Origin of the sequence: Clostridium sp. J1101437_171009_A5, from assembly GCF_015547905.1 — a bacterium.
GTDB classification, from domain to species: Bacteria; Bacillota; Clostridia; order Oscillospirales; family Oscillospiraceae; genus Pseudoflavonifractor_A; species Pseudoflavonifractor_A gallinarum.
Genome location: NZ_JADMVY010000006.1, coordinates 53031 through 67898, shown reverse-complemented (window position 1 = coordinate 67898; position 14868 = coordinate 53031). Strand labels below are relative to the sequence as shown.

At 52.9% G+C, this 14868-nt stretch carries 12 protein-coding genes; 7 read left to right on the top strand and 5 right to left on the bottom strand.

Annotation, left to right across the window (positions count from 1 at the left end):
• Nucleotides 1–4: 4 nt before the first annotated feature.
• From I2C21_RS09660 to I2C21_RS17585, 7 genes are all read left to right on the top strand, one after another.
• Nucleotides 5–2437, top strand: coding sequence for a DUF6892 domain-containing protein (locus I2C21_RS09660; RefSeq protein ID WP_195279155.1), 2433 nt, complete (start codon nucleotides 5–7; stop codon nucleotides 2435–2437).
• A gap of 11 nt (nucleotides 2438–2448) precedes the next feature.
• Complete coding sequence (locus tag I2C21_RS09655) at nucleotides 2449–3453, top strand: hypothetical protein (RefSeq protein ID WP_195279154.1); 1005 nt, start codon at nucleotides 2449–2451, stop codon at nucleotides 3451–3453.
• Between the two features lie 77 nt (nucleotides 3454–3530).
• Nucleotides 3531–4100 (top strand): hypothetical protein, encoded by a 570-nt coding sequence (locus I2C21_RS09650; RefSeq protein WP_193538986.1) that lies wholly within the window; start codon nucleotides 3531–3533, stop codon nucleotides 4098–4100.
• A 41-nt stretch (nucleotides 4101–4141) separates the two neighbouring features.
• On the top strand, nucleotides 4142–8575 hold the full coding sequence (locus I2C21_RS09645) for a suppressor of fused domain protein (RefSeq protein ID WP_195279153.1): 4434 nt from the start codon (nucleotides 4142–4144) through the stop codon (nucleotides 8573–8575).
• 309 nt (nucleotides 8576–8884) lie between these two features.
• Nucleotides 8885–9100 (top strand): helix-turn-helix transcriptional regulator, encoded by a 216-nt coding sequence (locus tag I2C21_RS09640; RefSeq protein ID WP_193538990.1) that lies wholly within the window; start codon nucleotides 8885–8887, stop codon nucleotides 9098–9100.
• Complete coding sequence (locus I2C21_RS09635) at nucleotides 9097–9774, top strand: helix-turn-helix domain-containing protein (RefSeq protein WP_193538992.1); 678 nt, start codon at nucleotides 9097–9099, stop codon at nucleotides 9772–9774. The genes I2C21_RS09640 and I2C21_RS09635 overlap by 4 nt, the downstream gene beginning before the upstream one ends.
• Nucleotides 9775–10221: 447 nt before the next feature.
• Nucleotides 10222–10371 carry a hypothetical protein gene (locus I2C21_RS17585; protein WP_286167256.1) on the top strand — a complete coding sequence of 50 codons (150 nt, stop codon included), beginning with the start codon at nucleotides 10222–10224 and terminating at the stop codon, nucleotides 10369–10371.
• Nucleotides 10372–10719: 348 nt separating this feature from the next.
• Here the strand turns inward: I2C21_RS17585 and I2C21_RS09625 are convergent, their stop codons facing one another.
• The 5 genes from I2C21_RS09625 to I2C21_RS09605 form a co-directional block, all read right to left on the bottom strand.
• Nucleotides 10720–11907, bottom strand: a complete 1188-nt coding sequence (locus I2C21_RS09625) for a tyrosine-type recombinase/integrase (RefSeq protein WP_195279152.1) — start codon at nucleotides 11905–11907, stop codon at nucleotides 10720–10722.
• 73 nt (nucleotides 11908–11980) lie between these two features.
• Nucleotides 11981–12175 carry an excisionase gene (locus I2C21_RS09620; RefSeq protein WP_195279151.1) on the bottom strand — a complete coding sequence of 65 codons (195 nt, stop codon included), beginning with the start codon at nucleotides 12173–12175 and terminating at the stop codon, nucleotides 11981–11983.
• A gap of 82 nt (nucleotides 12176–12257) precedes the next feature.
• Entirely contained in the window at nucleotides 12258–13220 is a 963-nt protein-coding gene (locus I2C21_RS09615; RefSeq protein ID WP_195279150.1) for a site-specific integrase, read from the bottom strand.
• Nucleotides 13221–13860: 640 nt separating this feature from the next.
• Entirely contained in the window at nucleotides 13861–14292 is a 432-nt protein-coding gene (locus I2C21_RS09610; RefSeq protein ID WP_087389153.1) for an RNHCP domain-containing protein, read from the bottom strand.
• Between the two features lie 31 nt (nucleotides 14293–14323).
• A complete protein-coding gene (locus I2C21_RS09605; protein WP_195279149.1) occupies nucleotides 14324–14755 on the bottom strand; it encodes a MarR family winged helix-turn-helix transcriptional regulator in 432 nt (143 codons plus the stop codon).
• Nucleotides 14756–14868 lie beyond the last annotated feature (113 nt).

Sequence of the window (14868 nt, the reverse complement as noted above, 5' to 3'; positions counted from 1 at the left end):
ACCTATGGCAGAGTTCAAACAAATCATAGATGATGCGCTGGACATTCTGAAATTTGACGGAGCCGTACAGGACACTCTGGCGGAACTGCGAGAAAAATGGGGCGCGCAGGTCCCGGCGCTGCTGGATGAACGCTTTGATGCCGTTGGCGTTCAGTATATGAAGCTATCCCATGAAAAAGGGGCGGCGGCATTGGGGCAGGAGCTGTCTGCCTTCGGCTGGGCGCTGTATAACCTGGATGATGAGGACGAGTATCTGTTTGCCTTGATCCCAGAGGAAGAACGCAGCGAATGGGAACGCTACTGCAAAAAGCAGGGGCAATATTGCCACCTGATGAAACAGCAAGGGCGAAAATGGGGCGACCATGCCAAGGAGCAGGACCCTGGGAAGCTGATGCCCTGCGAGGAATACATACTTCAGGATGAGTACGATTATTTCTTCAACTCCCTGGCGGGTGATTTTGCAGCGGGCGAATGGAAAAACCAGGATGCAGAAGAATGGAAAAACGGCTGTGTGGCCGATCTGCGCCAGCGTCCGCCCCAGGTGACCCGCGCCCACAATTTGCCGCACCTTGGGTGCCTCACTTATTCCGCAGAAAATGGACTCTATGCCGCGTCCAGAGCCGCTGGCAGCGGGACTATTGGGCGGGCATTACTGAGCAAGAATCCGGCTACCCTCAACTGGTTCGAGCCGTCCCCCATTGGATATGACGGTCCGCCCCGGACCCTGTGCTGGGCTGACCATTCCCTCTGGGTGGGCGATCCCACCAACGCTACACGGATTGAACTGACAGACCGGGGCACCTGCCAGGATGTGAAAAACTGGATTCTGCCGGAAGATGGATGGAGCGGCACCTACCATTGCGGCATTACGACAGACGGGCTGGGCCGGGTCTACTTTTCCAACGAGTGGTACAAGGGGCAGATTTACCGCTGGGAAAACGGCAAGGTAACAAAACACGCCTTCTCGCTGGATGGATACGACCATCTCTCCGAAGCGGTTCCCGTTCCCGGCACAGGCCGCATCTATATAATCCACGCCGTCAGCGGCAAAGGGCGGATGGAAGAATGCCTGCTGGAACTGGACATGGACACCGGGCGGTGCCGCATCGCCCCCCTGCCCGGAATGGGCGAGGGGCTGAAACTGCGCTGGTTTACCGGGGACTGGCTGCTGGTGCAGGGAAATGGCGAAATCCTCTCCGATGACTTTGCCCAGCTCATCAATAGGAACACCCGTGAGGTGCTGCGTATCCGTCCGGGAATGTTCGGCGGGGAGAACATGCAGCACATTGGAATACTCACCGATGGCACGGTGGTCATCGTCACCCGGCGGGATAGGGTTGGGCCGGTGTTTCGTTATCCCATCGACTTCTGGGGTTTCCTTCGGACGGCAAACAAGCCCCAAAAGCTGGAATGGCGGGAGTACAAAGAAGTGTACCCGAATCTGCCCATCTTTCTACCGCCCAAGGCCACGGAGCGAAAAATCGTTCTTAAAAAAGACAGCCTGACCATTCTGGGGTCGGTATTTACGCCGCCGTTTACCATGTCGCAGCTGGCGGAAAAGCTGGGACCAGCCCGCATCGTCCTGCAAAATGGAACACGGAAAAGCCCCATCACAGGCCGGGAGAGTCCCTATACCCAGGCCCTTGCTTTGTGGGACGAGCTTGGACTCCAGGGCTGGTTGGATGAAGATGAACAGACCATCAAAACCATTGGCGTTCGGGTAGCTGAGCAGGGAGAGTATGCGGTCCGGCAGCCATTTGAAGGGGCAGTTTGGATCGGCTCCAAAGATTATCGGGAGGCCAAATGGAAGGATTTCGCCGGCTTTGCCCATACCTTCACATTAGGTGGTTTTACCGTTTACACCCGCCTGCCGGGGCCTGTTCCAGAGGAGCAGGCAACGCAGAGAGCAAAGCTGGAGGCTCTCTCCGCCATGGTACAGATCAGCTGGAAAGAGCCGGAGAAAAAGGCAGCGAAAGCGCAGAAATACAAGTTATCCAAGCCGACTGAACCAGTGCTCACCTTTGCCAGCTTCAACTTCAAGCTGGCGGTCATGGAAGTCCTGATGTACGAGAAAGGCTTACTGGCTCCTAAACTGGATGCCCGTGAGTTTGCCAGAGAGTATAGCCGACGCAAGATAGACATTGACACGGAAGGGTATGAACCCATCCCGGAGATTCGGAAGTGGCTGGAACAATACCCTGTCCCGGAGCGGCTGGCCCGGTCGGTGACAGAGATCGAGATGGATGGCGGCAGCGAGATTTATACCCAGCTCTGTCCGTTCTGGGATGGCGAGGATGGAGCCTTTGATCTCAACACCATTACCGAGGCAGAACTGCGCCAGTTCCCCAATCTCAAACAGATTACCCTCATGTCCTCCAAGCCGGAACAGGTGCTGCCGGTTCTGGAACGGTGCGGTATCAAGGCAGACTTGCTGTGAGGTGCGTTGCTATGAACGAAAAACTATTTCGTCCACAATTTGACACCTTGAAACTGTCCGATAAGCTCTGGCTGATGCAGACGCTGGCGACTCGTTATCATTTGACATTCAAAGAACTATACGCCTTTTCCCGCTGGGGACAAAGCTGCACCACCGGCCTATTTGAAAAAGGTGGCCGGGAGTTTGTCTTTGTCCCAGGCGATACCGTGATTCTTGGCTGGGAAAGCTTTGTCCAAGGAATGGACAAGGCCAACCAAGAGGAACTGGCGGATATTTTTGCGGAAATCGAATATGAGGGCTCTGCGGAGGAATTTCTCAGTCAGGGCATGACCCCAGTACGCCAGGTGACCATCGCCCCCATGTTCGTGGGCAGAAAACTGGAGGAAATTGGCTGGGAAAGCGTACCCATGAACGATCCACGCATCACCGCCCACCCCGACTGGCTGGAGAACTTGCAGAAGTGGGCGGGCCAGAACAGCCAGAGCTTTGAAATACACGGAACTGTCCGCTTTGAACGCAATGGTGATAGCTGGCGAGCGTGGCTGTGCCATCCAATGACCTACCCGGAGTTTCAGCGGTCCCTGTTGTGGGAGCTGGCAGCCAGCCTTCCCACGCCGGATGAGTGGGCCTATCTGTGCGGAGGCGGATGCCGTACCCTGTTTCCATGGGGGGATGGACTGGACTACTCCATGCATCTGCACCACTTTGAAAGCGAGGAAGATCGGGGCAAGCCATACGACATGGAACAGCCCAACTTCTTTGGCCTGTCTATTGCCTACGACCCCTATAAGCGGGAGCTGGTAGATGGGAAAACATTGACCACCTGCGGCGGCGACGGCGGCTGTAATATCTGCGGTGGCATGGGTCCTTTGCTTGGATATTTACCCTGTTCACCTCACTGTAAACCGGAGGTTCGGGAAGATAACGAGATTCACAATGACTATGACTTTTTCCGTCCTGTTATCCGGGTGCAGACATCCGGGTGGAGAATGGTATCGCCCGGAGATGAGAGGTGATATTACCAGACGATTGACGCGGTGCAGGAGCGGCTGAACGGCTGGCAGCGGATAGGATTGTAAGGGAGGCATAATGGATGATATATAGGTTTACGGAAGTATTAAACGATCTTGTTAATTATTTTCTCCTTGGTGACATTTTGTTGCTGGAGAACTGGAAGCAGGCAAATCATCTTTCAGATGATTTAGCGATGGAGTTTACCACAAACGAAAGCGGCGACAGGGTATTTTCCGAAGGAATTGTAATCCCAATGACCGGTATTGAAAACTATCCCTATACCATATTGTTCAATCTCTCTGGTGATAGACCGGAGCTGCGTAAAGAAAGAAACCGATTGCAGCTTAGAAAAAGTGGCTATTCCCTCAAAGTAGATCATAATATGCTGATGCTTTTTACATGGCCAATATTGGAACAGTTTACGCCTGAAAAGGTGAATGATCTGATTTCTTACTATAGAGTGCATAAGAAGCCGATGATTGAGCTTGCAAATGGCTGGTATCATATCGAGATTTTGGGTGGAGAAACCTTGCAGGACGGGGACTATGAACCTACATTTGAGTTTGTGATACAACCAGCCACAAATGAAGAAGCCACCATAAATTCAGATATGAATTTTAGCTTTGAAATTACAAGCTCTGCTTATTAGAGAAACCTATCCATACCGAAGATGGAAAAGGAGATCATGATATGGATTTATTGAAACAATGCCAGCAATGGTTTGAACAGGATGAAGCGCAGAAGGTAATCGACACCCTGGAAGCCATCCCTGCCGAGGAGCGCACCCCGGAACTGGACAGCGAATTAGCTAAGGCATATATTGCTGTTGCAGATATAGGAGAACGGGAGCCTTTTGAAAAGGCGTTGGAACTTCTGGCTCCCCACGAGGAGTATTTTGCGGACGATCACTGCTGGAATTATCGGATTGCTTCCGCTTATTATTTTCTGGATGAGGAAGGCCCTGCCCTGCGTCACTTTGAAAGGGCACTGGAAGCCCGCCCTGGAGATAAAGATACCCAGGAGTACATAGACGATTGCCGCCGTCGTTTGTCCCTGCCCCGGTTTGAAAAGAACTTTCGGGAAAGGACGCGGGAAGCGTGGGCAGCCTTTACTCAGATCGAGGGGTCGCTGCGTCAAATCATGGATACGGACGAAACGCACCAGCGCGGCGAAGAACTGATTGAAAAATGCGGGAATGCACTCAAAACGGCCCTGCGTGATACTTCCTTTGAGCTGGGCTTCAATGGCGAAAAGTATGAATTGATCCTCAGTCCAGAGGGTCTTCGCTCCCGCCTGTTTCCGCTCGTGTACTTCCAGAAGCAGGCCCCGGAATCGGTACTTGAGCATTGGAATATCTGGGTGGGACGCCAGCCTTCCAAGGACTTTATGCTTCGGGCCGGAGACATGGAAATTCGGGCCGAGGATGTGCAAGTGTGGGCGGAGAAAACAGAGGATCAGCGATTGAGCCTGATCCTTTGCTGTGAAAAGCTGACGCCAATCTTAAAAGAGAACACAGACAAGGTCTGGTGGGCGCTCTCTATGCTGGTGGACCAAACCATTGGAGAAGTTTCCGCTATCGCTTTTGTTGCCGGGTTTGATGTTTATGCTCAGCCGAAAGAGGAACCGGCTATGCTCCTCTCCCAGCTGCCGGAACTGCTGCAAAGCATGGGACTCTCCCTCTGGCGGGACGGCAGTGACTACCTGGAAAACAGCTACCTTGCCTATGAACTGGAACCGGTAGAAGACCCGGAGGCCGACTGGCGACTGGATGTCTATACCGGCACCTGCCGTCTCCCGGTAATCATCAACGACTACATGTCTGCCCGCAGTGATGCGGTGGACGAATACCACAAGGACGGCATTGCGGTGGGGTTCCTCTGCTACCCATTAGAAGGCTTTACCGGCGAGGAGCGGAGCAACGCCATTCTGGACTTCCGGGATGACCTGCGGGATGCCATCCTGCGGGATGCGGGAGCGGAAGCAGTGACCTTCCTGGGCGGGGCCACTGGCTTGTATTGCGGGTACCTGGATTTCATTGCCTGGGATTTGCCCGCTGTACTGACTGCGGCACAGGCGTTTTTTGAAGGAAGCGGCTTGCCCTATGCCCACTTCCACGCATTCCGGCGGGATGTGGGCGGTGTGCCGCTGCTGGATGAGAACGAACCGGAGCCTGATATTCATGAGGAAACCGGCTCCCTGCTCTCGGCAGAGGATATCAAAACGCTGGAATCCTTTGATGAAGGCGTTTCCGGCTACTTTGGGAAAATGCTCCGCTGGCTGGAGGATTTTATCAAAAGCGGCGTAGAAGAAGGAAGATTCAGCGAAAAGCAGGCCCATCAGGATTTGCAGATTGCGCTCTGGTACGCCTTCGCCTGCAACAACCTGGATGACTATATCCATTATTACCAGGCGGCAGAGTGGATGAAGAATTCGGAGAAGAACGCCGCAGGCTGCGCTACCTGGTACTACCGCTATTCCGTGGCACTGATGTACTGCGGCAGACTGGAAGAAGCGCGCAGCTACGCGGAAAAGGGCGCTCAGGAGGAACCGGACTACCCCTGGATCTGGTTGCAGGTGGGCAAGCTGCGGGCGCATTTTGGCGATCAAGCCGGCGCGCTGGTTGCCGTCGAGCAGGGATTAAAACTGGAGCCGGGCGATTATGAGTTCTTGACCTTGCAGGAGGAGATTAAAGCCGGAGCAACCCTGGAACAGATGGAGTACCATTGGATCAACCCCAATGCCGACCAACTGCTCCAGCAGGGGCTGGGTGAGGATGTGGATGATAAACAGCGCGCCTTGGCCTGTATTCGAGTGGACGAAGCGGGATTTGCCGAATTTTATGAGTTGTTCTGCCCGGAGCGGTATGGCTATGAGAAAAATGCCCCCTGCTGTGAATTCCGATACCCGGTGAAGGAACACTTGGTGGAGCTCTCCTTCCGCATGAACGAGGCCGGACTTTCCAAGATGGGAACGGACTGGCTGCGGCAACTTAAGGAACGGCTGGACAGCGGGGAATGGCTGAACCACACCCCCGAAGGAGAACCAGAGGGCATCCTGATAGCAGTGCTTGTGGACCAGACCCGCCGCATTGGTCTTGTCTATCAACAGCCGGGAGACGATCAGTATTTTCAGATTTTTCTGAATCCAGACGGTACAAAGGCGGATGCCGTCTGGTCCTCGACGGATAGCAGGGGACCGGAGGTTTATACAGAGGATGAGATGTCCGCAATCGAGGAGCACATCAAAAACATCTTTGGTGAGTTTGAAAATGTGTTTCATGAACTGGTTTCCCCCGACATCCATGTGGACATCTGCGTTGTTCCGCCTTCTGAGAAGCGAGACTACTACACGCTGGTGACGATGGGCATGGGCGCCCACCGGATGAATGTACCGGAGGAACTGGCGGAATACAAGCTGGAGCGGGCGGAGCTGGCCATTGCTCTGCCGCCGGACTGGAAACTGGATGAGGAATCCCTGAAGGATGAGCGGTGGTACTGGCCCATTGGCCTCTTGAAAGTGCTGGCCCGCTTGCCTATTTCCGGTGATACCTGGCTGGGCTTTGGTCACACGATGGACAAGCAGTCGCCGTTTGCGGAGAACACGACGCTCTGCGGCGCACTTCTGGTGGGCCCGCAGGATGTTGTCTGGAACGGAGGCGAGGTCTGCACTTTGCCCAGCGGCGAGGAGGTCAACTTCTATCAGATAATTCCTCTCTATCGGAACGAATTGAAGTATAAACTGGAGCATGATGCGGACGCTCTGCTGGAAAAGATGGCAGGTATCAGCTTTGTGGTCAATCCCACCCGCCAGAATGCCATTACCAGAGGAACGCTTGCGGAGGAGGATTTCACCGGCGATATGGACGATGCCGCCTGGCACCTGGAATCCATTCGGGAAAAGGGACTGCCGGTGGATGAGATCAATGCCTACAACCACATGGCAATCTATCTGCGCTGGTGCATGGAGCATGACCTGATGAGCGTGGAATTTATGGAGCGGTACTGGGAGCAGGTGCAGCCATTTATGGCGGATCTGAGCCGCGCCGATCTGCGTGGCTTTATCCGGGACCAGCTGAACGGGCAGCTTTTTGGGGCACTGTTCAACAAGGAGGGCGCGGCCTTTGCCTCCTACTACTATGGGGAGGCGGACAGCCCTTACTTCCCCAGCGACATTGACGATTATGCCTTGGCATATTTCGGCTCGGAGCAATATTACTCCGACAAGTTCCAGGAGGAAGCCTATCTGTTCATTCCCTTTGATGAGGAGTATTATCAGGCTATGGCAAAAGTGATTGATAAACGCTTTGCCAACTGGCAGGGACAAGATTTCGATCACGATACTCTGGAGCCTTCGGAGCTTGCGAAGGCCATGATGGAATATCTGAACTGTGAATGTACCTATTTCCCCGCGATGGCGGACGATGATCCCATCATGTCGGCATATAACTATTCCAAACGAGAAAGTGTCAAAGAGGGCTTTGTGCCAGTTCTGATTAAGGCGGATGACGAAATCTTGTGGGAATGCCTGATTATGAATTCCGACCCGGACAGCGATGGCGAGGACGATTATGCCTTTGATCCGGACAAGGTAGCGGAATATCGCAAAAAGATGCTTGCCACTTTTCTCAAGGATGGAAAGATGGTTCTGGAGGAAATGATAGGGCGGCGCAAAGAAGAAGCCGAGGATGACGATATGGACTGGGATGAGGATATCCTGGGCGAGATGGTGGGCGGATATGATAACCGTCGTTTTTCAAGCTACTGGAATTCCGATAGCAAAATGACTTATCCTCTCATTCTGGCTAAAATCCCAGTGAAGAATCCTTGGGAGGTCTTTGCCTATCTGCCCTTTGGCGACTGGAATGAATGTCCTGACACGCAGTCGCTGATGGCAGTGGCGAAATACTGGTTTGAGCAATATGGCGCGGTGCCCGCAGCTATGACCCACGATGAACTGGAGTTCCTGCTCCCGACTCCTGTTTCCCAGGAGAAGGCCATGGATGTAGCGGTGGAGCAATACGGTTTCTGCCCCGATGTGATCGACCAGGGTCCGGAGGAAGCCACCGTGGGCGCTCTGGCCGATGTGTTGCGGCAGTCCACGGTCTGGTATTTCTGGTGGGATTGATGGGGGCTGCGTGTTATAAAGGAGTTCTTCTCTTGCTTTGCCCAGCTTCTGGAGGAGAGAAATAAGGCAGAAAGAACATACCGACTGCCAAAGTCAAGACAAAAGTGAATTACCGGAACATCAAGCGGAGCGCCTGCGGCAAAGCAGATGCTCCGTTTTTCTGTCAAATGTATGTCAATAGGATATGATTCCCCCAATACAAGTAGAGAGGTAACTCGGACACCATCCAAACATTATGCCAAATCTATGTCACATGCAAATGTTCTTGGCTAAAGAAGTAGAGAGAGTTTCGAGAAGGAGATGGTCAACATGAAAGAATCCAATTACAAAAGCTACAACGAACTGCCGCTGTTTCTTAATTCGGAACTGGTGGCAAAGGTACTGGGTGTGTCACCATCCAGCGCTTACGAGCTCATGCACGAACCGGACTTTCCGGTGCTGCGTGTCGGCAACCGCATGGTGGTACCCAAGGAGCAGTTCATCCAATGGGTGGTGAATCATACAGAGGGAGGTGTGCACAAATGAATTTGCTTTCCAATCAGCGTAATCCGAAGCGAAGTCGCTTCACACTTCCAAATGATATCTGGAAGTGTGAACTAAAGCCGCAGGGATTTGCCATCCTCGCCTATCTCTGCTATCTACATGTCCACTGCAACAAAAATGCCTCACCCAGTGCGGATGAAATCGCATCCCAACTGCACATGAGCAAAGACATGGCTGTGAAGCAGATTGCCGAACTCAACCGTCGCGGTCTACTGGATCAGCACATGGTTCCGATACTTAAAAGCAACGGCAAGAACTTTTTCTCTCTGCCCAATGAGTTGTTTTTCTTGAACATCGGTCACGGAGCGATGACGGTCTACGCCTACCTGCTCTATTGCGAAAATCGCAGAACTCATCAGTGCCATCCCAGCTGCCGCACGATTGCCGCGGCAGTACATCTCTCAGCGGCCACGGTAATGAAGCACATCACAAAGCTGGAGGATCAGCGGCTTATCGCTGTTGAGAACACCAACTATATTGATGACCACGGCATGAAGTGGAACGGCAACAACCAGTACACCATTCTGCCTATTCAAATGGCGATGGATCATTGCTACCAGCAGCAGATGCTTCGACTGGAGGAACAGCAGAAACGGGATCAGACGCAGAAACGCTTGGGATGGAACGCGGAGAACGCCCCGTGTGTCCCACTGTGAGGGGCTGTGTGCCCTCCTTTGGGGCAGGGCATAGTCCCTGCTCCACCAGGGGCTTTTAGAGCGGATTTGGCCCGCTTTCAGAGGTGCTCCCGGGGACGAAAGAAAAAGCGGGGACGAAAGAAAAAGCAGGATAAAGGCAAGGCGTCGTCCGCGACGCCTTTTGCCGGTCACAACTGCCCGCAGTGCGGGCAGTTTCAAGAGCTTCCGTGGGCGTTGGAAATGGGGTCAAAATCAGAGAGAAAATGAAATCCTGCGGTCGTTATTCCCCAATGCTTACTCCCACAAGAAAAAAACAGGGGTCAAACCTTGGAAAGGAGCCGTTATGAGCAAAAAAAGAAATTCCCCCTCTACCTGTCGCCGGAGAAAAAGGCCATTCTGGAGCGCCGGTAACAGGAGGATGGGAGCCGGAGCATCACCGCCTTTTGGCAGGCGGTAGAGCAGAAAATGGTGGCCTATGTCCTCGTCAACGAATGCCAGTTCAACGGCGAGGATCTGCGCCAGCGGCGGGCGGAGAGCGTTCGAAATGTGCGGAAAACCAATGGCTGTATCTCGTTGGAGCAGCATGTGCGCGAGGCCTGGGAGGAAGACGCTGAGTGAAAGATCCAGGAAAAGAAGATTGCTATGGGCCACAAGCTAGATGACTATGAGGAAGAGCAGACTATAGACGGCATGACCATGGGCGGATGGTAAGCAAAAATAGCACAGTGTTAACAATGATAAGGGCCGCGCAGAAATAGTCCGGAAAAATTGATAACAATCTGATATATTAAGTTGATCCCTCTCATCGTCGCAAGCACAAAACTCGCTTGAAATTGTGCTTGTTCCCTCTGATTTTACCGATATTCAGAACTTTTCTGATTTTGTCGTTTTTCTTCCCCTCTGCAACTCTACACCATTCTACGCAGATTTACACCAATCTGGTGTAAATCCGGTGTATGGTTCCGGCTACGCAAGACCTTTTTCGGGGGACTTTTCCCGGCTGACAGCCTGCGCCATCTGCTCGGCGGCACACTCGTAATTGATGTGGGTGTAGGTGTCCAGCGTGGTGGAGATCGTTGCGTGTCCCATCAGATACTGCAGTGACTTTGCCTCGATCCCAGCGGCGGCAAGTTCCGTGCAGAAGGTGTGGCGGTATACATGGGGCGAAATGGGAGGGAGTGTGCTGTCCGGGTGCAGTTTTTGATACCGTTTCACCGCTCCCCGGATTTCGTTTTCGATATGCTGGGCTACCTTTGGATTTCCGTTCTTGTCCAACATCAGGAAACCGCTGTACCCATCCACGATCCGCTCCACCTTGACCTTCGGACGGTTGGCGATCATGTTCTTCAAGCTCTGGTACACCTCGTCCGTCATAGGGATATACCGCTCTCCGCTGGCCGTCTTGGGCTTGCCGATGTAATAGGTGCCGTCCCGCTGGCGGCAAAGCTGGTGTTCCACCCTGATCCGGCGATTTTCAAAATCCAGATCGTTCCTCGTCAATCCGCAGAACTCGCTGACCCGGAGTCCCGTCCCCAGCAGCACCACAAACTCGTCATAGTACTTCTGATAGACCTCGTCCGTCCTGATGAACTCCATCCATGCCTCCCGTGTGTCCTCTGAGAGGGCCGCTCGCTTTTTCGTGTCGTTGGGGATCACATCAGACAGGTTGAAATCAAAGGGGTTCCGGCGGATCACATCCTCGTTGTAGGCCATCTTGAAAGCGGGCCGGAGGACACTGCGAATGCTCCGGATGGTACCATAGGATCTACCATCCTGGTGCAGTTTGATCACCCACGCCTGTACATCGGACTGCTTGGTCTCCCGGATCTGCCGATACCCGAAATCCTCGTTTCTCAGAATGCCGAGAATGTAGTCATAGAGGACTTTTGTGCTGTAACGGGCCCCCTGCTTCAAGCTGACATATCGCTCCACAAGGTCAATGACCGTGGCTTTTCCGGCGGCGTAGTCGATCCCGTCGTTGAGCTCCTTCTGGATCGTCTGCTCCTTGACCCGCAGATCCTCCAGGGTGCGGGCGTAGACGCAGACACGCTTGCCTGTTACATCGGTGTAGCGGTACATATAGGTGCCGTCCTTGCGCTGGCTCTCTCCAGCCCGCAGGACACGGTTTTTGCTGTCTTTTCTCCTTTCAGCCATTCTAATCGCTCCTTTTCAAAAGGAGCCCTGACAGGGGTATTATACCATATCAGGGCCCCAATTGCCACTACAGTTAAACAGAATACAGACTTTCCAGGTACTTCTCGAATGCCTTGCGCTTGATGAGCCGCTTGCTGCCCACCCACAGCACATAAGGGCAGTGATCTGTATCTGTCAGGGCCCGGAGCTTGTTGATCCCGATCCCGTAGTAGGCCGCCGCTTCCTCTAAAGTGAGATTTGCCTTTTCCCAAATGGGAACCGACAGCATGGAAAACACCACCTTTCCGAAAATTCCCGAAAACTCAGGTGGCTTATCATAGGCAAGTGTTTTCCAGACTATCAGGGGACGGCTATTCCGTGTAGTTGTAGTGCGAAAAGACGATCTCCAGCCGGTTGTGTCCCATGGCCCCGCTGACGGCGGCGACCACCTGGGTGGGGTGTCCCCGGTAGGTGTCCCCGCAGTACTTGTCCCGCCCACTAAGATGGATGTAGTTCTGAGGACTGAGATCACCGCCGAACCAGGGCTTCCCCCGGGCCTGCTCCTGTTCCAGCTGACGGAGCAGGGCGGCGCAGTACTCGGCCCGGAAACGGTGGTTGTCGATGTGGCTGTCATAGGCCGTAAACAGGGGCCTGGTGGCTTCCTGGGCCTTATCCACGATGGAGGTCACCCGGTCCTTATACTCGTTGAGAACGGGCGCTATACGCTCCTTACCGCCCTTTTCCACCAGCCTGATCCCGACCACCTGGCCCCGGCTGTTGCGCACACAGTCGTTGGGGGTGATCCTGGTGATGGAAGCACGGCGGCACCCACAGGCTTTTGCAACGGTGATCTGCTCCTGGTACTTGGAAAACCGCCGCCTGTCGTTGGCCGTTTCCTCCCGGCTGCGGGTGATCTCTGACTTCTTACGCTGGCGCAGACCCACTTCCCCTTTGCTGAGAGAAAAGCCCATTGCCTTGTTGATGGCGGATAAATCCCGGCTCACCGTCCAGGGGGACATCCCCGCCGCTTCCCGCTCCAACAGGTAGGCAGCGGCGTGTGCCTCGGTAATCTGTCCGGCGTTCTTCATGTTGTGGGCGGAACACCACTCCGCAAAGGGCTGCATGGCGGCCCGGTAGGTCTCCATGGTGCCGATACTGAAAATCCCATCCACCCTGGCGGGATTGTACCCATCCAGATTTCCATGCTCTTTTAAGTAGGCAGCTCTCGCCGCCTGTTTCGCTTCGTGCTTGCTCTGACCGAAACGGGCCAGCTTGGACAGCCGGTTCTGCAAGCCGCCCAAGATCCGCTTTGCCGCCCCTTTTAGTTTTTTCACGGCAGGTTCCTCCTTTTGCGCATGACAAATAACCGTGCGTGCATTTTATGCCCGCCCGTTTACTTGCCGCTCCTCCGATGATAAAAATGGATTTTTCAGCGCAAATCCAAAACGCAAGGTGTTGAGACAAGCGCATTTTTTCAGATGGTTGCGCTTCCATCATGGTTCCGTTTCCGTGCCCGTTTTTCCCGGCTGGAGGCCGGGAGAAAACGGGACACAGAAACGGCTTTGGGAGTGTATCGCCCCCACCGTCAGCGGTTTCCAGTTGGAAACCGCTTGACCCTCGTTGCCCTGGGGTTCTCTGGCCCTCCACGGCTGGCTGCCGTGTGGTGGATCTCCCTGTTGTCGTCACACCTGCGCTTGAAAAACCTGTTGTCTGCCTGGCCTCCTTTTCTGATCCCTGAGATTGATACGGCATGGTGCCGCGCCTGCTGTTGATGTGGGCCTGATGTGTCTTGCGATGAAGAACCGCCCTGTTTTTGTTACCTGGTTTCTCTTTGCCAATTTGGGTCTGTCTTACAATATACAAATCCCGAAAAAATTATCAGCACCCACGGCATATTTTCTGCCGTGGGTGCTGTGCTCTCTTGACAATTCTATTGATTTTGCTTGCTTTTTAATTATAAGATGTCGTCCAATTTCATCCGTAAGATAATTGTCCATCCCCACCCATGAGGGCGGTCATTTCCTCGATCTTTTCTAATGGAAATGGTGGTTGAGAAAGAGGTTTCATCGCAATAGACATTAACTTCATCGGATTATCGTCTGCTGCTACACGATTTGAACTTAGGTGTCCACATCTTCTGCAACGGTGGATAATTGCCCATTCTCCATTTTTCCTGACCCATACGCCCACAGGGTCCATAATTCCGCCGCAGTCTGCCTCCCGATCTCCGGGTTCAATGTCCAAATGCAAACTGCAAAGACAGTTTGGGCAATGATTACGATGGTCGCTCCCTGCGCCGACAGGTACAACTAATCTACCACATACTTTACAAGTAAAACTATCGTTACACCCATGTGTTTTATAGTATCCTTTTTCATACTGTTTTCGTTTGTTCTCCCTGTTCATATCTGCTCCTTGTCGTGTGGGGCAAGACGGACTACAAATCTTCACGCAGGTACTTTTTCAACGAGTCCCGGTATGTTTGTGAGAACAATATATATTTTTCTTGTTCCTCGACTGTCCATGCACCCCATATTTTATCTTCAATTTGAAATAGCGGGAGGATTTTCTCAGAAGTAAAATCTTTCCCTTTTTCGGTCAAATAAACCATTGTATTCCGGCCTTCTCCCCGTTCCAGATAGGCAAGCCCATCTTTCTCTAATTTCCGAATTGCCGAATTGATTGTTTGCCGACTGATACCTGTCAATCTGAATATGTCGCTCTGGAGACACTGTCCATCCCGTTCGCAAAGCACATACAGAATATTCAAAACAGTATCAGAAATGCCCATCTTTACAGCTGCTTCATGGTATAGTGAAGTGATTTCCGCAGATAAATAGGCATACATTCTTGCTTTCTCGTAGCCCATCACGGCCTCCTTAATATCCGATTTCATATATATTATATCCGTTTTCGGATATATGTCAATAGGTAAATAAAAATATATGAAACTCGTTTGATACAGGGGCTGTAAAAGGATCA